The organism is Pseudomonas sp. H3_D04 (assembly GCF_054669175.1).
Window position 1 is genome coordinate 5,450,528 of the sequence record NZ_CP162801.1, and the last position, 19,645, is coordinate 5,470,172.

Annotated in this window: 13 protein-coding genes; 7 read left to right on the plus strand and 6 right to left on the minus strand. The window is 60.3% G+C overall.

Annotated elements, in window-relative coordinates; translation table 11 throughout:
• Positions 1-269: 269 nt before the first annotated feature.
• From AB4N91_RS25065 to AB4N91_RS25075, 3 genes are all read right to left on the minus strand, one after another.
• Entirely contained in the window at positions 270-1,643 is a 1,374-nt protein-coding gene (locus AB4N91_RS25065) for a DUF3999 domain-containing protein (protein WP_460111858.1), read from the minus strand.
• Positions 1,640-5,239 carry a DUF2339 domain-containing protein gene (locus tag AB4N91_RS25070; RefSeq protein ID WP_010464545.1) on the minus strand — a complete coding sequence of 1,200 codons (3,600 nt, stop codon included), beginning with the start codon at positions 5,237-5,239 and terminating at the stop codon, positions 1,640-1,642. Before AB4N91_RS25070 ends, AB4N91_RS25065 begins: the two co-directional genes overlap by 4 nt.
• A gap of 271 nt (positions 5,240-5,510) precedes the next feature.
• Positions 5,511-7,961 carry a glycogen/starch/alpha-glucan phosphorylase gene (locus AB4N91_RS25075; RefSeq protein WP_077747594.1) on the minus strand — a complete coding sequence of 817 codons (2,451 nt, stop codon included), beginning with the start codon at positions 7,959-7,961 and terminating at the stop codon, positions 5,511-5,513.
• 256 nt (positions 7,962-8,217) lie between these two features.
• Here AB4N91_RS25075 and AB4N91_RS25080 point away from each other — a divergent pair, with 256 nt between their 5' ends.
• Positions 8,218-8,661, plus strand: coding sequence for a YkgJ family cysteine cluster protein (locus AB4N91_RS25080; RefSeq protein ID WP_083375245.1), 444 nt, complete (start codon positions 8,218-8,220; stop codon positions 8,659-8,661).
• Positions 8,662-8,870: 209 nt separating this feature from the next.
• Here the strand turns inward: AB4N91_RS25080 and typA are convergent, their stop codons facing one another.
• Together typA and thiI are read right to left on the minus strand one after the other, a co-directional pair.
• The gene (typA, locus tag AB4N91_RS25085; RefSeq protein WP_010464551.1) at positions 8,871-10,691 is read right to left on the minus strand and encodes a translational GTPase TypA; all 1,821 of its coding nucleotides are present in this window, start codon (positions 10,689-10,691) and stop codon (positions 8,871-8,873) included.
• Between the two features lie 139 nt (positions 10,692-10,830).
• Positions 10,831-12,285 (minus strand): tRNA uracil 4-sulfurtransferase ThiI, encoded by a 1,455-nt coding sequence (gene thiI, locus AB4N91_RS25090; RefSeq protein ID WP_460111859.1) that lies wholly within the window; start codon positions 12,283-12,285, stop codon positions 10,831-10,833.
• A 330-nt stretch (positions 12,286-12,615) separates the two neighbouring features.
• On the opposite strand from thiI, the gene glnA reads away from it, so the two are divergent.
• The 5 genes from glnA to ntrC all read left to right on the plus strand — a co-directional run bounded on the left by glnA (position 12,616) and on the right by ntrC (position 18,202).
• On the plus strand, positions 12,616-14,022 hold the full coding sequence (glnA, locus tag AB4N91_RS25095; protein WP_010464555.1) for a glutamate--ammonia ligase: 1,407 nt from the start codon (positions 12,616-12,618) through the stop codon (positions 14,020-14,022).
• A gap of 303 nt (positions 14,023-14,325) precedes the next feature.
• The gene (locus AB4N91_RS25100) at positions 14,326-14,835 is read left to right on the plus strand and encodes a DUF4124 domain-containing protein (protein ID WP_042932447.1); all 510 of its coding nucleotides are present in this window, start codon (positions 14,326-14,328) and stop codon (positions 14,833-14,835) included.
• Positions 14,832-15,452 (plus strand): DUF4124 domain-containing protein, encoded by a 621-nt coding sequence (locus AB4N91_RS25105; RefSeq protein ID WP_145309855.1) that lies wholly within the window; start codon positions 14,832-14,834, stop codon positions 15,450-15,452. The genes AB4N91_RS25100 and AB4N91_RS25105 overlap by 4 nt, the downstream gene beginning before the upstream one ends.
• Positions 15,453-15,683: 231 nt before the next feature.
• Positions 15,684-16,769 (plus strand): nitrogen regulation protein NR(II), encoded by a 1,086-nt coding sequence (glnL, locus tag AB4N91_RS25110; RefSeq protein ID WP_010464561.1) that lies wholly within the window; start codon positions 15,684-15,686, stop codon positions 16,767-16,769.
• Positions 16,766-18,202 carry a nitrogen regulation protein NR(I) gene (gene ntrC, locus AB4N91_RS25115; protein ID WP_010464563.1) on the plus strand — a complete coding sequence of 479 codons (1,437 nt, stop codon included), beginning with the start codon at positions 16,766-16,768 and terminating at the stop codon, positions 18,200-18,202. Before glnL ends, ntrC begins: the two co-directional genes overlap by 4 nt.
• Positions 18,203-18,742: 540 nt before the next feature.
• Here ntrC and AB4N91_RS25120 read toward each other — a convergent pair.
• Entirely contained in the window at positions 18,743-19,183 is a 441-nt protein-coding gene (locus AB4N91_RS25120) for a hypothetical protein (RefSeq protein WP_010464565.1), read from the minus strand.
• On the opposite strand from AB4N91_RS25120, the gene AB4N91_RS25125 reads away from it, so the two are divergent.
• Positions 19,182-19,637 carry a tRNA (cytidine(34)-2'-O)-methyltransferase gene (locus AB4N91_RS25125; RefSeq protein ID WP_007949025.1) on the plus strand — a complete coding sequence of 152 codons (456 nt, stop codon included), beginning with the start codon at positions 19,182-19,184 and terminating at the stop codon, positions 19,635-19,637. The two genes, AB4N91_RS25120 and AB4N91_RS25125, sit on opposite strands and share 2 nt — an antisense overlap.
• The last annotated feature ends 8 nt before the right edge of the window (positions 19,638-19,645 follow it).

Sequence of the window (19,645 nt, forward strand, 5' to 3'; positions counted from 1 at the left end):
AGGCTCCGGTGGAATTGGGGGCTAAAAACCCGCGCAGTTTAACGCGAGTCGAGGCGCATTTCCTCCTATCAGACGTGATACGCCCAATAGAGTTCATGCGCGGGGTTGAGCGTAGCCGTAAATGAACTCTATGGCGGCGAGGGAGCTTGCTCCCGTTGGGGTGCGAAGCGGCCCCCTGAAGCATTCCCCGCCATTTGTCCGAGAACATGCAGCCGCAGAAGTTACGACTGCTTCGCAGCCGAACGGGAGCAAGCTCCCTCGCCACAGGTTCAGGGTTTAACGGGGGGCTTGCGCAGCAAACTGAAGGCCATCGCTGCGAGAAACAGCACGCTCAGCAGCAACACCCCCCACAACCCGAACTTCTTCCAGTCCGTGTCCGCTGTCGTGGCCGCAGTCACCGTGGAGGAGTTGCTCACCACCGCCGCACCCTCCACCGAAGCCTTGCCCAGCGCCGCCCACTTGGCCGCGCTGTAATCCGGGATCAGCGTCGACAACGGCAGGTTCGCCGCCCTCACCGTCGCACTCCCCAGCGCCAGCGTATAAGGCCCCGCCCCACGTGCCAGGAACACCAATTGCGTCGAGCGCACAGCAAACTTCAACGTCGGCGCTTCAGCACCCAAGCCACCGCCGCGCTCATCCACGACCAGCTTCAACTGCTGCACGGTTTGCCCCGACAGCTGCAATTCGTTCTGCACCACGTCCTGGCCACTCTGGGTCAGGCGATAGAGCAAACCGCTGGTCAGCGGCTGCCACGGCAGGCTGCTTTCGCGACGACCGGACAACGTCACCGGCGCCAGGCTGTTGGGCTGACTCAGCTCGACCTGGACCCGCTCGACATTCAGCCCCATCGGCAACTGCCAGGTGTACTCTCCCGCCTTCACGCTGCTGCCCGCCAGCGGCTGCGACCAGACTAACGGCAGCGGCAGACTGCGGGGACTCGCGCTTTGCAGCTGCGCAGACGTCAGCGTCGGTGCCAATTGCGGTGAATTCCACAGCAGGCGCAGATAACGCGCCGATTGCCCCGGCAAGCCGACTTCATGCTGCTCGACCCGTTCATCGGCAAACGTCAGCCGCGCCACCTGGCCTTCGCCCCACGACTGCCAATGCTGCAAGTCGTCGCTGGCCTCGATGGTGAAACGCTGAAAGCCATCGCGCTCGCTGGTCCAGTCGAGGATCAACTGCTGCAACGGCGCCTTGATGGCGCTGGCGTCGAGCAACCAGCCGCGCAGCACTTCTTCGCCCGCCTCCAGCTGACTGGACGGTTGCACTTCGACCAACGTGCCGTTCGCGCTCGATTGCACGCGGATGCCCGGCGCGCGCTCCGTGGCGTCCGCCGAGGTGTACAGCGGGAACCATTTCACATCGGTCAGCGTGCGATTTTCCCGGGTTGACGCCGCCTCGCGAGCCAAGGCGTAGGCCTGGGCCTCACCGGCAGCGTTGAACACGCGAACATCGCTGAGGTCCGTTTGCCGCGCATTCAGTTGCACGCTCAAGGGCAATTCGAGGCGATACCAAGGCCCTTCGCCGCTCACCGACAACGGCACGTGCGTGGCAAAGTCCGCCGGTTTTTCCTGAGCGCTGGCGGACAGCGCCACACCCAACGCAACAGCGCCCAACCAGCCCAGGTTCAACTTCTGACTCAAGACGACACTCCTTCGGTTTCAGGGGCCGGCCTTTCAGCGTCGGCTCCGCCTTGGCGCGCAGCCTCGGCGCGCTTGGGCGGCAGCGGCGCGAAATAGCCCACCACCAGCAGCAACACGCCGACGCCGATAAACGACACAATCCGCGCAAGGCCGCCACGGTTACTCAGTTCGACAAAGAACAGTTTGGCCACCACCACGCCAATCAGCGCGGCGCCGATCAGCCAGACTTCACGGCGATGACGCAGATGGCCGCCGATCATCAGGCTCAGCGCCATCAGGGTCCAGACAATAGACAGCCCCGCCTGCACCAGCATCGATTCAAGCAACGCATCGAGCTCGAACGGCACACCGCCCCAATGGTGCGCGGTGCGCATCACCAGTGCGGTGAAGAACGCGAACAGCGAGACCCCGGCGATCAGTTGCGTGGCGTGCGCTATGTAATCTTTGCGAATCGCCAGTTGCGTCACGGCGCTGCGGGACCAGACGTAGACGCCGAACAGCGCAAACAGCAGACCCAACTCCAACGGATTGACCAGCGGCACATAGGGCAGCGGCTCGGCCGTGCCGTCGCTGACGGTATTCGCCAGCCAGAACCAGCCGAGCATCAGCAGCGCCAACGGTGCCGCCGCATAAAAACGGTACTCGCGTGGATACGCCGAAACAGGCCAAGGCCCATTGCGTGGCGCCGCCATCAGCACCAGATACAGACTCGGCAAAATCGCCCAACCCAACCAGCGCCAGGCGTTGTACTGCTCGGACAACAGCAGCAAACCGTAACGCAGCTCCAAGGCCAGCACACCGATCAACAGCCAGCAGCCGATCACATGAGCGGTGCTCAGGGCACGCGCCGGCAACATCGGCGCCAGACGTCGCAGGGAGATGAAATGCACGACGAACACGGCCGCCCACACCAGCCAACCGAAATTGGCTGCCGGGTGATAACGCGAGTGCCACGCGGCGAGCAGTACCAGACCGGCAGCGGGCATCAGCAAGGTGCAAAGCAGGCCCAGCGACGACCAATTCAAGCGCAGCGCCAACACCGCCCAAAGCGCCACGCTCAAGGCGGCAACCGCCAGCAACAAGGTTGCTTGCAGATTCAGCGGTGCAAAACGCAGCACTTCGCTGATCCACGCCAGCGCCCACCAGCCTGCGCCCCACACAAGCAACACTTCGGACAAACGCTGCAAGCTCAGCACATCAAACGCCGAGGCATGGTTGCCAAGTTGCAAGCGCCACGCTCCGACCATCGCGGCCAGGCCCAACACCAGCGGCGTCCAGAAACCACTGTGGGCCAGAGGTTTCAACCCTTCGCTGGCCAGCGGCCCGAGCAGGTCCGGCCCCGCGAACAGGAACGCCGCGCCGCCAATCACCTGCAACAGCAGGCCGAAGACAAAACTCACGCGCTGCTTGAGGTACAGGCTCAGCCAAATGATGAACAAGCCACTGGCCGCCCACACCGCACTCGCGGTCTGCCAGGGCAGCACGAACAGCACCGCCAGATTGATCAGCACCAGACCCGCCAGCAACACCACCGACAAGCCGCGCAGTAGCCGGACATCGCTGCGCACCATCTCATCACGCGCGGCGAGCAACATGCCGGCGATCAGCGCGAAGCCAATCAGGGAGGCGCTGAGCAAACCGCTCCAACCCGCGCTGAACACGGCGCCAGACTCACCGCTGGAACCTTGCAAGCGCAGCAGGAACAGCGCACCGCCGAGCAACTGGACAGCAAACGCGGTGAACAGGAACGTGCGCGATTGCAGGCGCAAGCCGACAAACAACGTCGCCAACCCCGCCAGCGCCCAACTGATGGCGGTGCCGTGGGTCAGGAAGAACAATGGCGCCAACAGATAGAGGAAGGTCAGGCCCAGGCAAGCCAACACCGGCCGCCCTTTGCGCTCCCATTCCGATGTCTGTTCGGGCAGGGCTTTGCGCAATTGATAGAAGCTGAACAACAACGCCACGCCGAGCATCAACGCGCCAAGCGGAGCGCCGTCGAGCAAACTGCCGTCGCCGATGCGCAATTCGCTGACAAACGCGATGGCCGAGCCCAGTTGCAGCAGCAAGGCAAACGCACGAGCCAGCGGTCGTTGCTGACGCAGGCCGAGCCAGAAAATGCCCGCGCCCTCGACCGCCCAAGCGGCAGCCGTCCAGCGCGCGTCGAGCCCCAGCGGAATCGCCAGGCTGGCGAAGATCACGCCCAGCGCCAGGCAGGTTTCCGCGAGCAGCAATGCGCGGCCGCCCATCAGGAAACGCGCCAGGCCCATGTAGATCATGCCCAAGGCCAAGGCACTGAACGCTGCGGCAAACTCCAAATGCTGAACCAGCGCGAACTGCAATCCGAAGCCCACCAGCGGCGGGCCGAACAGCATCGTGCCGTCGACGTAATCGCCCTTGCGCGCCGACCAGCGCAGCAGCGCCTCGCGGCTGTCGTCCTCGGGGGCGTCGCTCATCTCCAGCAGCTTGCGACGGGCAAACAGCAGGCCGATGGCCAGGTACATCAGGAAGAACAGCACCAGGAACGGTTCGGTGCTCCACAGCAATTCCGGTGTGTAGGAGCGCAGGCCCCAGGCGAAACCGATGCCGAAGGTGCCGACGAAACCGATCAGGTTCAGCAGTCGCCAGGCCTTGAACCAGGCGATGGCGAGGATGCCGGCGTTGAGCAAGGCGAAGTAGCTGAACAGCGCGACGTGGTTGCCGGCGCCGGTGGAAGTCAGGATCGGTGCCGCGAAGCCGCCGAGTGCAGCGGCCGCGGCCAGGCCCAACGCATCCTGGGTGATGGCGAGAATCGCCGAGAACACCGTGACCGCGACCAGCAGGCCCAGGGCGGCGCTTGGATCGAGCAGCGGGTGCAGGCGCATCGCGGCAAACACCGTCAGGTACAACACGGCGATGCCGGTGCCTTGCAGCATCAGCGCGTAATTGCTGTTGCGTGTCCTGAGCCACCAACCCAGACCAAGCAGGCCCAACGCAGCGGCCGCAACCCCGGCGTAACGCAGTTCGATCGGCACCACCATGCCTTCGGTGGCATACCGCAGCAAGAACGCCAGACCGAGGAACAACAGCACCACGCCGACCCGCAGCACGGTGTTGCCGCCGAACAGCCAGTTGCGAGCGCCGCTGATGGCCCGCTCGATGAAGCTCGGGCCACGCGGGACGGCGGGTTGTTGCGGTTCGCGGGTAACAGGCTCGGGTTTCCAGACATCGTCGGGCAGCGGACGGCTGGTTTGCGCTGCCGTTGCGCTCATCGGCTCGAGTTCGGGCGGAAGATCCCAGATCAGCTCGGGGGTTTCGACAGGAATGTCATCGAGGGTGAAGTCAGGCGACGGAGCGGCTTCGCTGGCAACCGGCTCGCTGGTTTCAGGCGTTGTGACGCCCGGCACCTCCAACAATGCCAGGCGTTGCTGCACGCCATTGAGCGCAACCTGCGCCTGCTCCAGCAGTCGACGCTGCTCGGTCGCTTCTGAATCCAGGCGGCCGATACGAATGGCCTGCCCTACTCCCAACCCGAGCAGCGCACCCAATAGCGCATCGCTGAATGACTCATCGAGTATCCAGCCCAGCACCAGCCCAATCAGCATGAACATCCATTGCATGGTCGATATCCCTAAGCGGCCCCGCTGCGGGGCGAATCCGGGTGAAGCAGTCTCTGGCTGAGTCTAGTGTGAAACCACACAAACCTGTGGGAGCGAGCCTGCTCGCGAAGGGGCCATGACATTCAGCATTGACGTTGAATGTCAGACCGCTTTCGCGAGCAGGCTCGCTCCCACAATGGATTGCCAGTGCCTGCTGCCCGGTGAAACTGGGGCTTAGTATATCGATCAGGCCCAACAACCGACGGGCCTTGCTCGCAATTATTGCTAAAAGTTACTCCAATGCCTTCCAGATATCCGTGGCGTACTCGCGAATGGTCCGGTCGGACGAGAACCAGCCCATCCGGGAAGTATTCAACACCGCCGAACGCCACCAGGCTTGCGAATCGTGCCAATGGGCTTCCACGCGCATCTGCGCGTCCCAATAGGAATCGAAATCGGCGCAGACCAGGAAGCGGTCGTAATCGATCAGCGAGTCGATCAACCCGGTGTAACGGGCCGGATCATCCGGCGAGAACACCCCGCCGCGAATCGCTTGCAGCACGTCATTCAAACGGTGTGATGCGGCAATATCCGGCGTCGCATTGAACTCATGGTTCTGCTTGCGCGCCTCAACCTGCTGGGCACTGAGACCGAAGATGAACATGTGCTCGGGGCCGATGAACTCGCACATTTCAACGTTGGCGCCATCGAGGGTGCCGATGGTCAGCGCACCGTTGAGGCCGAACTTCATGTTGCTGGTGCCCGAGGCTTCAAAGCCCGCGGTGGAAATCTGCTCCGACAAATCCGCCGCCGGAATGATGCTTTCCGCCAGGCTGACGTTGTAGTTGGGCAGGAACACCACTTTGAGCAGACCGCGCACCGTCGGGTCGTTGTTCACCACCCGGGCGATGTCGTTGGTCAACTTGATGATCAGCTTGGCCTGGTGATAACTGGCCGCCGCCTTGCCGGCGAAGATCTTCACCCGCGGCACCCAGTCGATTTCCGGCTCGGCGCGAATCGCCTGGTACAACGCCACGGTGTGCATCAGGTTGAGTAACTGGCGTTTGTATTCGTGGATCCGCTTGACCTGCACGTCGAACATGGCCGCCGGGTTGACCGCGATCCCCAGTCGTTCATGAATCAGGTACGCCAGGGCTTTTTTGCTGTGCAGCCGCTGCTCGGCGAAGGCTTTGCGGAACGCAGCTTTCTCGGCAAACGGCTCCAGTTCCTTCAGGCGTGCTTCAGCGTTGTCCAACAGGTCCGGGCCGAGGGCGTCGACCATCATCGACGTCAGCTCGGGGTTGGCCTGGTAGAGCCAGCGGCGGAAGGTGATGCCGTTGGTCTTGTTGTTGATCCGCTCCGGATAGAGTTTGTGCAGTTCGGAGAACACGGTTTTGCGCATCAGCTGCGTGTGCAGCGCGGACACGCCGTTGACGCTGTGGGATCCGAGGAACGCCAGGTTGCCCATGCGCACTCGGCGGCCGTTGTCTTCCTCGATCAGCGACACCGCGCGCAGCACGTCGAAGTCGTGAATGCCTTTGGCGCGCAGCGAATCGATGTGCTGGGCGTTGATCTGGTAAATGATCTGCATGTGCCGCGGCAGCATCCGCTCCATCAAACCGACCGGCCAGGTTTCCAGCGCTTCCGGCAACAGCGTGTGGTTGGTGTACGAGAGCGTGTCGACGGTGACCTGCCATGCGGCATCCCACGCCACGTCGTAGACGTCGACGAGCTGACGCATCAGTTCGGCCACGGCAATCGAGGGGTGCGTGTCGTTGAGCTGGATCGCCGCGTGGTCGCCCAGGGTCAGGACCGAGGTGTGCATGTTGCGATGGCGGCGCAGCAAGTCCTGCAAGGACGCGGCGACGAAGAAGTATTCCTGTCGCAGGCGCAGCTCCTGACCGGCTTCGGTGCTGTCCGCCGGGTAGAGCACGCGGGAGATGCTTTCCGCCCGGGCGACTTCGGCCACAGCGCCCAAGTGGTCACCGGCGTTGAAGCGCTCCAGGTGCAAATCTTCCATGGCGCGGGCACGCCACAGGCGCAGCGTATTGACGCTCGCCCCGCGCCAGCCGACCACCGGCGTGTCGTAGGCAATGGCCCGCACGGTTTCCGCCGGGGACCAGACTTGCTTGGACTTGCCGTTTTCATCGGTGACGGTTTCGACACTGCCGCCGAAGCCGATCGGGTACACGACTTCAGGCCGTTCAAATTCCCACGGGTTGCCGAAGTCCAGCCAGTGTTCGGTTTGCTCCTGCTGCCAGCCGTCGACGATGGCCTGGCGGAACAAGCCGTGTTCATAACGAATACCGTAGCCGTGGCCAGCGATGCCGAGGGTCGACATGCTTTCCATGAAGCACGCTGCCAGACGACCGAGGCCGCCGTTGCCCAGCGCCGCGTCGGGCTCCAGCAGGCGGATACGTTCCAGGTCGACGCCGAGTTCGGTCAGCGCTTCGCGGGCGACGTCGAGCAGGCCAAGGTTGCTCAGGCTGTCGTAGAGCAGCCGGCCGATGAGAAATTCCAGGGAGAGGTAGTAAACCCGTTTCTGACCTTTGCGGTAGATCTGCCGGGTGTGATCCATCCAGTGCTCGACCATGTGATCGCGCGCTGCCAACGCAATAGCTTCGAACCAGTCGTGGTCGAAGGCGTGATCCGGGTCTTTGCCCACCGCGTAGGTGAGTTTGGTCAAGACGGCATCGCGAAATGCGGCCACCTCTGCTTCGCGAACAAGTGGTTCTTGAGTCATCGATAGGACCTCGAGCGAGCGTGGAGTTGTTGAGCCTAGACGGTCTGACAGGCCGTTGGGACTCTGGTTCGGCAGTTTTTCCTGATAGTGCGAGATAGGGCGGCATTACATTGTCATGTGCCTGAATCAATGCAGGGGCCGTGCCGGATTAACGGTGTTATTTGAGCGAAGGAGAAAAAATCTGGCGAAAGGTTGTTCAAAAATCCACCAGTCCCGGTATGATCGCGCGCCCTGATGCACACGCTGGTAACAACCGATGATGAAGTCCAACCTGATCGCCGCCGCGGAGATCGATCGCCTCGATACCTGGGCCAAATATTCTGCACCGATGTGCGGCTCGTGTGTATCCAGCTGCTGCACGCTGCCGGTCGAGGTCAAGATCAAGGACCTGATCCGCATCGGCATCGTCGACGAGTTCGAGCGCGGCGAGCCGCCAAAGAACATTGCCAAGCGCTTGCAGAAGGAAGGGATCGTCGAGCGTTACAACCAGAAGTCCGAGATCTTCACCCTCCAGCGCATGAGCAACAACGATTGCCTGTACCTGGATCGTAAGAGCCGTCTGTGCACTATTTATGAAAAGCGCCCGGACACTTGCCGCAATCACCCGAAAATCGGGCCACGGCCGGGGTATTGCGCATACAAGCCTAAAGAAGTGGCGCGCGAGAGCAGCGCCAGCCGTAGGACGCTTGAGAAGTTCTGATCTGCAATCACGCTGCCGGATAGATCGCCTTCGCGGGCGAGCCTCGCTCCTACAAGTCATGCGCCGTTCTTGTGACGCGTGCAAAACCCGTAGGAGCGAGGCTTGCCCGCGAAGGGACCCGAACTGACACCGCACAAACCCCAGACAAACAAAAACGCCCCCGACCTTGCGGTCGGGGGCGTTTTTTTAGCAGCTAACTAAGTCGAGACTCAGTTACCGGCTTTCTTGGCAGCGCGGGTACGCTCGCTTTCGCCCAGGATCTTCTTGCGAAGACGGATGGACTTAGGAGTGACTTCGCACAATTCGTCTTCTTGAACGAATTCCAGAGCTTGTTCCAGGGTGAAACGGATAGGCGGAACCAGAGCGATGGTTTCGTCTTTACCCGAGGCACGCATGTTGTCGAGCTTCTTGCCTTTGGTTGGGTTGACGCCCAGGTCGTTGTCGCGGCTGTTGATGCCGACGATTTGACCTTCGTACACGTCTTCACCGTGACCCAGGAACAGTTTGCCGCGAGCCTGCAAGGTTTCCAGCGAGTAAGTCAGAGCCTTACCGGTAGCAACCGAAACCAGCACGCCATTTTGACGGCCGGACATGTCGCCGGACTTCATCACGTCGTAACGGTCGAAGATCGAGGTCAGGATGCCTGCACCGGAGGTCAGGGTCAGGAACTCGTTACGGAAACCGATCAGGCCACGAGCCGGGATGTTGTACTCAAGGCGCACACGGCCCTTGCCATCCGGAACCATGTTGGTCAGGTCGCCTTTACGGATACCGATCTGTTCCATGATCGAACCTTGCGATTCTTCTGGCAGGTCGATGGTCACGTTTTCGTACGGTTCGTGCTTCACGCCGTCAACCATGCGGATGATCACTTCCGGACGACCAACACCCATTTCGAAGCCTTCGCGACGCATGGTTTCGATCAGTACCGAGAGGTGCAGCTCACCACGGCCGGAGACTTTGAACTTGTCGGCGGTGTCGCCTTCTTCAACGCGCAGGGCAACGTTGTAGAGCAGTTCTTTGTCCAGACGTTCCTTGATGTTACGGGACGTCACGAACTTGCCTTCTTTACCGCAGAAAGGCGAGTCGTTTACCTGGAAGGTCATGGAAACGGTTGGTTCGTCAACGGTCAGCGGCTTCATCGCTTCGACGTTCAGTGGGTCGCACAGAGTGTCGGAGATGAACAGCTGGTCGAAGCCGCTGATGCAGACGATGTCGCCGGCAGCTGCTTCTTCAACGTCGATACGGTGCAGACCGTGGTGACCCATCAGCTTCAGGATACGACCGTTACGCTTCTTGCCGTCGGCGTCGATAGCAACAACCGGAGTGTTCGGCTTGATGCGGCCACGAGCGATACGGCCAACGCCGATAACACCCAGGAAGCTGTTGTAGTCCAGAGCGGAGATCTGCATCTGGAACGGACCTTCACGGTCGACTTTCGGCGCAGGTACGTTGTCGACGATCGACTGGTACAGCGGGGTCATGTCTTCAGCCATGTCGGTGTGTTCCAGACCGGCAATGCCGTTCAGGGCCGAGGCGTAGACGACTTTGAAGTCCAGCTGTTCTTCGGTAGCACCGAGGTTGTCGAACAGGTCGAAGATCTGGTCCAGCACCCAGTCCGGACGTGCGCCTGGACGGTCAACCTTGTTGATCACCACGATTGGACGCAGGCCGGCTTCGAAAGCCTTCTTGGTCACGAAACGGGTTTGCGGCATAGGGCCGTCTTGAGCGTCAACCAGCAGCAGAACGGAGTCAACCATCGACATTACGCGTTCAACTTCGCCGCCGAAGTCGGCGTGGCCCGGGGTGTCCACGATGTTGATGTGGTAGCCGTTCCAGTTGATGGCGGTGTTTTTCGCCAGAATGGTAATACCGCGTTCTTTCTCCTGGTCGTTGGAGTCCATCACGCGCTCGTCGTTGAGCTCGTTGCGCTCCAGGGTGCCGGATTGACGCAAGAGTTTGTCTACCAGGGTGGTCTTACCATGGTCAACGTGAGCAATGATGGCGATGTTGCGTAGATTTTCGATCACTTGTGTATCTCGATCAGAGGATTCGGTGTGCTGACAAGTCTTGGCAGCGATTAACAGTAGAGTCCGGCAAAGCCGTTACAGCTTGACGGCGGCGTCGGGGGGCCGGTGACGCAGGCCACAGGCAAACAGCCCCGGGCACTTAGCTCGGTCGATAAACGCGCACATTGGCATGCCCCTCACTGAGCAAATGGTGGGCATGCAGGCGACTCATCACGCCTTTGTCGCAATACAGCAGGTACTGGCGAGTAGGGTCCAGTTCCTTGAAACGAGCGTTCAATGCATAAAACGGCATCGTTTGTACCTCAATGCCAGCAAGGCCCAGCGGGTCGTCTTCAGCGGCATCCGGGTGACGGATGTCGATGACGATCTGACCAGCCAACGCTTCGCTGACTTCTTCGATCTGCAAGTCCTGGCCCAATTCGTCGATCACGCGATCGATCGGCACCAGTTTGGCGTTCTCGAGCGCACGCTCAAGTACTGCCATGTCGAACTGTTGTTCTTCGTACTCCACGCGCGGACGCTTGGCGTGGGTCTTGGGGTTCACCGAGATGACCCCGCAATATTCCGGCATGTGCTTGGCGAAGTCGGCAGTACCGATTTCGTTGGCCAGGTCGATGATGTCCTGCTTGTGACTGGCGATCAGCGGACGCAAGACCAGCTTGTCGGTCACGCAGTCGATCACGGACAGGTTCGGCAGTGTCTGGCTCGACACCTGGGAAATCGCCTCGCCGGTAACCAGCGCTTCGATGTCCAGCCGATCGGCAATACGGGAAGCAGCGCGCAACATCATACGCTTCAAAACTACACCCATATGACTGTTATCGACTTTCCCGAGAATTTCTCCCAGTACTTCCTCGAATGGCACACTCACAAATAACACGCGTTGGGAGCTGCCGTACTTCTTCCAGATGAAGTGCGCGACTTCCATGACGCCCAGTTCATGGGCCCGCCCGCCCAGATTAAAGAAGCAGAAATGGCTCATCAGGCCGCGGCGCATGATCTGGTACGCAGCCACCGTGGAATCGAACCCACCTGACATCAGCACAAGCGTCTGTTCCAGGGCGCCCAGCGGATAACCGCCGATGCTGTTGTGCTGGCTGTGGATCACGAACAACCGTTTGTCGCGAATTTCGATGCGGACTTCGATTTCCGGCTCTTTCAGCGAGATTCCCGCGGCGCCGCACTGACGACGCAGTTGGCTGCCGACGTATTTCTCGACGTCCATCGAACTGAATTCGTGCTTGCCGGCACGCTTGCAGCGCACCGAAAAGATCTTCCCGGCCAGCGCATCACCGAAGTGCTGCTTGCACTTGGCGACGATGTCGTCGAAGTCGCCCAGCGGGTATTCATCGACTTGCAGGAAATGCGCGATGCCCGGCATGCAGCTCAGGCGCTCGTTCATCTCCTTCAGGGCCTTGGGCTCGCTGACGCGGGTTTCCAGCTCGAGATTGTCCCACACACCGTTCACCACCACAGCCGGGTCCAGGTCGCGGAGCACGGTACGGATGTTTTTGGCCAACTGGCGGATGAAACGCATCCGTACCGGGCGGCTCTTGATGGTGATCTCGGGGAAGACTTTTACGATTAATTTCATGAAAACAGCGCGCGCAGGCCCAGCCGAAAAAGGGGGGCGCGGATTATAGCGGAAATTGCTCAAGGTTTAACCAGTTAATGTGCAGAAGGTTTTGCGCGCACCAAAACAGGTCATTTGATGATTTTAACGCTACATTGTAGGGCGAGATTTTCCGCTTACAGACGCTTTGTGCCTTTATAAGCGTGATATTGGGGCAAAAAACCCATGCTGGGGCACTGGCATGCAATTTGCTCCCTTGTGAGGCAGGTTGCCTTGGCAGAGTATTCGCGCCGGCATCACCCACATTCTAAGGGCATCCACTACTAAGCCCGAAGCCACCCGGAGGACACTATGTCGAAGTCGGTTCAACTCATCAAAGATCATGACGTCAAGTGGATTGATCTGCGCTTCACGGACACCAAAGGCACTCAGCACCACGTGACCATGCCGGCTCGCGACGCGCTGGATGAAGCTTTCTTCGAAGAAGGCAAAATGTTCGACGGTTCCTCCATCGCTGGCTGGAAAGGCATCGAAGCTTCCGACATGATCCTGATGCCGGACGACTCCACTGCCGTCCTCGACCCGTTCACCGAAGAGCCGACCCTGATCCTGGTTTGCGACGTGATCGAGCCTTCGACCATGCAAGGCTACGACCGTGACCCACGTGCGATCGCCAAGCGTGCCGAGGAATACCTGAAGTCGACCGGTATCGGCGACACCGTATTCGTAGGTCCAGAGCCAGAATTCTTCATCTTCGACGAAGTGAAGTTCAAGTCCGACATCTCCGGTTCGATGTTCAAGATCTACTCCGAACAAGGTTCGTGGATGTCCGACCAGGACGTGGAAGGCGGCAACAAAGGCCACCGTCCAGGCGTCAAAGGCGGCTACTTCCCGGTTCCGCCGTTCGACCACGACCATGAAATCCGTACCTCCATGTGCAACGCCATGGAAGAGATGGGCCTGGTTATCGAAGTTCACCACCACGAAGTGGCCACTGCCGGCCAGAACGAAATCGGTGTGAAGTTCAACACCCTGGTGGCCAAGGCTGACGAAGTTCAGACCCTGAAGTACTGCGTACACAACGTGGCTGATGCCTACGGCCGCACCGCGACCTTCATGCCTAAGCCGCTGTACGGCGATAACGGTTCGGGTATGCACGTTCACCTGTCCATCGCCAAAGATGGCAAGAACACCTTCGCTGGCGAAGGCTATGCCGGCCTGTCCGACACCGCCCTGTACTTCATCGGCGGCATCATCAAGCACGGTAAGGCCCTGAACGGCTTCACCAACCCGTCGACCAACTCCTACAAGCGTCTGGTCCCAGGTTTCGAAGCGCCGGTAATGCTGGCCTACTCGGCTCGTAACCGTTCCGCCTCGATCCGTATTCCTTACGTGTCCAGCCCTCGCGCTCGCCGTATCGAAGCCCGCTTCCCGGATCCAGCAGCCAACCCGTACCTGGGCTTCGCTGCACTGTTGATGGCTGGCCTGGACGGCATCCAGAACAAGATCCACCCTGGCGACGCAGCTGACAAAAACCTGTACGACCTGCCGCCTGAAGAGGCGAAAGAGATCCCACAAGTTTGCGGCAGCCTGAAAGAAGCCCTGGAAGAGCTGGACAAAGGTCGCGCGTTCCTGACCAAAGGCGGCGTGTTCTCCGATGACTTCATCGACGCTTACATCGCTCTGAAAAGCGAAGAAGAAATCAAAGTACGTACCTTCGTACACCCACTGGAATATGAGCTGTACTACAGCTGCTGATCCGGTAGCGCCTGCGCAAGCGGCGTGACAAAAAAGAGGCCTCCTTCGGGAGGTCTTTTTTATGCCCGCGATTCAACAAGCGCTGAAAAACCCTGTGGGAGTGAGAGCGGCTTCCCGGCGATGGCATTTTTTCATTCAATATTGATGCTGGCTGATCCACCGTTATCGCGAGCAGGCTCACTCCCACAGGGTTTTGTTGCGTTTGGGAGATCCCTGTAAATCATGCCCGGATGTTTTTGAATTGGGTCAACCGCCACCCCTGACCTATGCTGCACCCCAACGCTTTTGTTTCTGGTCGATTTTATGGGTCGTGGTTTTCTTCTGATGTGGCTGCTGATCGCCCTGCCCGCCGCAGCGCAGATCTATAAGTACACTGACGCCTCCGGCAACACCGCCTACAGCAATCAGCCACCCGATGGCGTCAAGGCGCAGCCGGTCGAGTTGCCACCGCTCAACAGCGTTGCGCCTCAGGCACCTCCCGCACCCGCTGCCGAAGCCAGCAACCGCGAGCCGCCGCGCAGCGCCTATGAGGTGCTGGAGTTGACCGGTTTACCCACCGACGAAGCCCTGCGCGCCAACAACGGCACGTTCACAGTCAGCGTCCTGATCAAACCGCGCCTGCAAGCGCCGCATCTGTTCAGGTTGTTGCTTGATGGCCAACCCTATGGGCAATCGAGCAACGTGCCGATCCTGCAACTGGTGAATATCGATCGTGGCGAACACAGCCTGGCGGTGCAGGTGATCGATGGCGAGCACATCATCCAGCAAAGCCCGACGCAGACATTTACCGTGCAACGGGTGCACAAGCGATGAGGATGTGGCTGCTGATCGCCTGCCTGATCGCGCTGCCGGTCACGGCCGAGGTGTTCACTTACGTCGACGCCCAGGGCAACCGGGTCTACACCGACCAGCCAGGCTCAGGCAACGCCAAGCGTGTGCCGCTGGCGACGAGCAATCGCATGTCTGCCAACCCCAGCGGGGCCGCGCCGGTGACCGCTGCGCAAAAAACCGAAGACAAACCCTTGTTCCACTACGACATGCTCCGCGTGCTGGTCCCGGAACCGGACGCTACGGTCCGTAGCAATGCCGGTGAGCTGATCGTCAGTGTCACCAATGAACCAGGCCTGCAACGAGGGCACCGCTACCGATTGCTGCTCGACGGCCAACCCACCGCCGAGCCCGGCGTCAGTCCGGTGTTTGCCCTGAGCAACATCGACCGCGGCCGCCACAACCTGTCCGTGGAAATCCTCGATGAACAGGGTCGCACCGTCGAACGCACGGCCAATCAACCCTTCCAGATGCTGCGCATCTCCCTCGCACAGAAGCGCAAAGTCAAACCTTGCGCTCTCACCGACTATGGCCAACGGCCGGAATGTCCGATCAAAGACAAACCCGAAGAAGAAAAAAATCCCTTCCTGCGTTTCTTCTAACGCCGTTTAGCTTTGCGCACTATATTGGTGCAATATGGTGCACCGTACCCACATCTCAACCCATTTTGGTTCGAAAGTACCCGCAAAAGCTGGCAGAACGCCACGCAAACGAGCGTCAAACGCCCGTTTCAGGCTTTAAACGCTTCTTTTCGGAGCCTTGGTTTGGTTTTTGCATTTTCCTCATATCGGCGCGTTATTCGCGCGCATGCCCTGCTCCAAAAGAGGTCCTAAATGACCATCAGTGACGCACTCCATCGTCTGCTTCTCGACAATCTGACCACCGCTACCATTTTGCTCGATGCCGAATTGCGCCTCGAGTACATGAACCCGGCGGCGGAGATGCTCCTGGCCATCAGCGGTCAGCGTAGCCATGGGCAGTTCATCAGCGAGTTGTTCACCGAATCCACCGAAGCGCTGAATTCCTTGCGCCAGGCGGTCGAGCAGGCGCACCCGTTCACCAAGCGCGAAGCGATGCTCACCGCCCTCACCGGCCAGACGCTGACCGTCGACTACGCAGTAACACCGATCCTGGCCAACGGCGCCACGATGCTGCTGCTGGAAGTCCACCCCCGTGACCGTTTGTTGCGGATCACCAAGGAAGAGGCGCAACTGTCGAAACAGGAAACCAGCAAAATGCTGGTGCGCGGTCTCGCTCACGAAATAAAGAATCCGCTGGGCGGGATTCGCGGCGCGGCGCAATTGCTCGCCCGTGAACTGCCGGAAGAGAGCCTGCGCGACTACACCAACGTGATCATTGAAGAAGCCGACCGCCTGCGCAATCTGGTCGATCGCATGCTCGGCTCCAATAAGCTGCCGTCATTGGCCATGTGCAACGTCCACGAAGTTCTGGAACGCGTTTGTCATCTGGTCGAGGCCGAAAGTCAGGGCTGCATCACTTTGGTGCGCGACTACGACCCAAGCATTCCCGACGTCTTGATCGACCGAGAACAAATGATCCAGGCCGTGTTGAACATCGTGCGCAACGCAATGCAGGCCATCAGCAGCCAGAACGAGCTGCGCCTGGGCCGAATCAGCCTGCGCACCCGCGCCATGCGCCAGTTCACCATTGGCCACGTGCGCCATCGCCTGGTGACCAAGATCGAAATCATCGACAACGGTCCTGGCATTCCCGCGGACCTGCAAGAAACCATCTTCTTTCCCATGGTCAGCGGCCGCCCGGACGGTACCGGGCTGGGCCTGGCCATTACCCAGAACATCATCAGCCAGCACCAGGGCCTGATCGAATGTGACAGCCACCCAGGCCACACCACTTTCTCGATCTTTCTGCCCCTGGAACAAGGAGCCACATCGACATGAGCCGTAGTGAAACCGTGTGGATCGTCGATGACGACCGTTCTATTCGTTGGGTCCTGGAAAAAGCCTTGCAGCAGGAAGGCATGACCACGCAAAGCTTCGACAGCGCCGATGGCGTGATGAGCCGCCTGGCGCGCCAGCAGCCGGACGTGATCATCTCCGACATCCGCATGCCGGGTGCCAGTGGCCTGGACCTGCTGGCGCGGATTCGCGAGCAACACCCACGGTTGCCAGTGATCATCATGACTGCGCACTCCGATCTGGACAGCGCTGTCGCGTCTTATCAGGGCGGCGCGTTTGAGTACCTGCCAAAACCGTTCGACGTCGACGAAGCGGTGTCGTTGGTCAAACGCGCCAACCAGCACGCCCAGGAACAGCAAGGCCTGGAAGTCCCGGTCGCCTTGACCCGCACCCCGGAAATCATCGGCGAAGCGCCGGCGATGCAGGAAGTGTTTCGCGCCATCGGGCGCTTGAGCCACTCCAACATCACCGTGCTGATCAACGGTGAATCCGGTACCGGTAAAGAATTGGTAGCCCACGCCCTGCACCGCCATAGTCCACGGGCTGCGTCGCCGTTCATCGCGTTGAACATGGCAGCGATCCCGAAAGACCTGATGGAATCCGAGTTGTTCGGCCATGAGAAAGGCGCGTTCACCGGCGCAGCCAACTTGCGTCGCGGGCGCTTTGAGCAGGCGGACGGCGGCACGCTGTTCCTCGATGAAATCGGCGACATGCCGGCCGACACCCAGACCCGTTTGCTACGCGTACTGGCCGACGGCGAGTTCTATCGCGTCGGCGGTCATACGCCGGTAAAGGTCGATGTGCGCATCATCGCGGCGACGCACCAGAACCTGGAAACCCTGGTGCACGCCGGGAAATTTCGTGAGGACTTGTTTCACCGCCTCAACGTGATCCGCATCCACATTCCACGGCTGTCGGACCGTCGCGAAGACATCCCGACCCTGGCCAAGCACTTCCTCAGCCGCGCTGCGCAAGAACTGGCGGTAGAACCGAAGCTGCTGAAAAGCGAAACCGAGGAATACCTGAAGAACCTGCCGTGGGGCGGCAACGTGCGTCAGCTGGAGAACACCTGCCGCTGGATCACGGTGATGGCTTCGGGTCGCGAAGTGCACATCAGCGACCTGCCGCCGGAACTGCTGAGCCTGCCGCAGGATTCGGCGCCTGTGACCAATTGGGAGCAAGCGCTGCGTCAATGGGCTGATCAGGCGTTGGCCCGCGGTCAATCGAGTTTGCTCGACAGCGCGGTACCGGCGTTCGAGCGGATCATGATCGAGACCGCCCTGAAACACACCGCCGGGCGACGTCGCGATGCGGCGGTCTTGCTGGGTTGGGGACGTAATACCCTGACGCGCAAAATCAAGGAATTGGGGATGAAGGTAGATGGTGGGGATGATGATGAGGGGGAAGAAGGCTAAGCGGCCTCTAGCGCTTCGCTGACAGTTACATCCATTCGCGGGCAAGCCTCGCACCTACAGGTCACGCGCTAATCTTGAAATGGCGCAAACCCTGTAGGAGCGAGGCTTGCCCGCGAAGCTTTTGGGGCCAACGTGCACCGACTGAATGCACCGTGAACCGCAATCGCGCACAAAAACAAATCCAGAACCCCGTCGGTTTTCGCAATTGAACCCCTATCGAAAAAACACGAAAGCCCCGCAATACGGGGCTTTCGGCATTCCAGCGCAGCTTTCTGTTTCAACTTGTTAAAACCTGGCACGCCCCCTGCAATAGTCCATTCAGTGATTCAGTTCACTACCCGGTTTCGGGGACCTTGGTACAGGCAGGCCGGGGATTCCCCTCTTTACATCGGGCTCATACCGCACTCGCGACGAGCCCCCCAGTTTTGGGGCCCTTGATACAGGCAGGTCAGGGGTTCCTTCTTTACACCGGGCTCGACGCCATGCGCGAGCCCTGCCGTTTTGGGAACCTTGGTACAGGCAGGCCGGGGATTCCCTCTTTTATTGCTCCCGGAGATGGATCTCCAGCCGCCAGCGGTCATCGACCTCGCTACCGGTCCACTCGCCCAGCAGTGGCCGGGCCGCCACTACCGTCAGCAACAACCCCCCATCACTCAAGCGCGTCCGCCAGTTCACGACCTTATCGTTGAGCTTGAGCTGACCTTTCTGCGCCTTGCCTTGCGCCTCGAACAGCAGCGCGAGGCTGCCGTCCACGAATTCGCCATGGGATTTGGGTTCGTTGTTGAACCACACCACCAGCCCATCGTCCGTCACCTCGATCTGTTGCAATTCGCTGGGGTCAGGCGTGGTCAGGCGACCGATCATCAGCCCCACCATCAGTCCGACAATCGCCAGCGAACCCATCACCCGCGGTAATAGTTTCGAACGTGGATCGATGGGCGGCGTAGAATGCCGCTCATCTTTACCTTCGGAGCCGTGCATGTTTCACGTCATCCTCTTTCAACCAGAAATTCCGCCGAATACCGGCAACGTTATCAGGCTGTGCGCCAACAGTGGCTGCCACCTGCATTTGATCGAACCGCTGGGCTTCGAGATGGACGACAAACGCCTGCGCCGGGCCGGCCTCGACTACCACGAGTATGCCACCCTGCAACGCCACGCGGACCTCGCCAGTTGCCTGGAAAGTCTTGGTCATCCACGGCTGTTCGCGTTCACCACCAAGGGCTCGCGCCCGTTCCACGATGCCAGCTTCGCCGAGGGCGACGCGTTCCTGTTCGGCCCTGAAAGCCGTGGCTTGCCGGCGGAAGTGCTCGATGCCCTGCCCGGCGAACAACGCCTGCGCTTGCCGATGCGCGAAGGCTGCCGCAGCCTGAACCTGTCGAACACCGTGGCGGTCGCCGTCTACGAAGGCTGGCGTCAGCTCGGCTTCAAGTAACCCCCATA

What these genes read in the sequence shown, in the direction of transcription:
- AB4N91_RS25125 (WP_007949025.1), top strand. Translation starts at nt 19,182, where the DNA reads ATGTTTCACGTCATCCTCTTTCAACCAGAAATTCCGCCGAATACCGGC.
- glnL (WP_010464561.1), top strand. Translation starts at nt 15,684, where the DNA reads ATGACCATCAGTGACGCACTCCATCGTCTGCTTCTCGACAATCTGACC.
- AB4N91_RS25080 (WP_083375245.1), top strand. Translation starts at nt 8,218, where the DNA reads ATGATGAAGTCCAACCTGATCGCCGCCGCGGAGATCGATCGCCTCGAT.
- thiI (WP_460111859.1), bottom strand. Translation starts at nt 12,285, where the DNA reads ATGAAATTAATCGTAAAAGTCTTCCCCGAGATCACCATCAAGAGCCGC.
- AB4N91_RS25105 (WP_145309855.1), top strand. Translation starts at nt 14,832, where the DNA reads ATGAGGATGTGGCTGCTGATCGCCTGCCTGATCGCGCTGCCGGTCACG.
- AB4N91_RS25100 (WP_042932447.1), top strand. Translation starts at nt 14,326, where the DNA reads ATGGGTCGTGGTTTTCTTCTGATGTGGCTGCTGATCGCCCTGCCCGCC.
- glnA (WP_010464555.1), top strand. Translation starts at nt 12,616, where the DNA reads ATGTCGAAGTCGGTTCAACTCATCAAAGATCATGACGTCAAGTGGATT.
- AB4N91_RS25120 (WP_010464565.1), bottom strand. Translation starts at nt 19,183, where the DNA reads ATGCACGGCTCCGAAGGTAAAGATGAGCGGCATTCTACGCCGCCCATC.
- AB4N91_RS25075 (WP_077747594.1), bottom strand. Translation starts at nt 7,961, where the DNA reads ATGACTCAAGAACCACTTGTTCGCGAAGCAGAGGTGGCCGCATTTCGC.
- AB4N91_RS25070 (WP_010464545.1), bottom strand. Translation starts at nt 5,239, where the DNA reads ATGCAATGGATGTTCATGCTGATTGGGCTGGTGCTGGGCTGGATACTC.
- ntrC (WP_010464563.1), top strand. Translation starts at nt 16,766, where the DNA reads ATGAGCCGTAGTGAAACCGTGTGGATCGTCGATGACGACCGTTCTATT.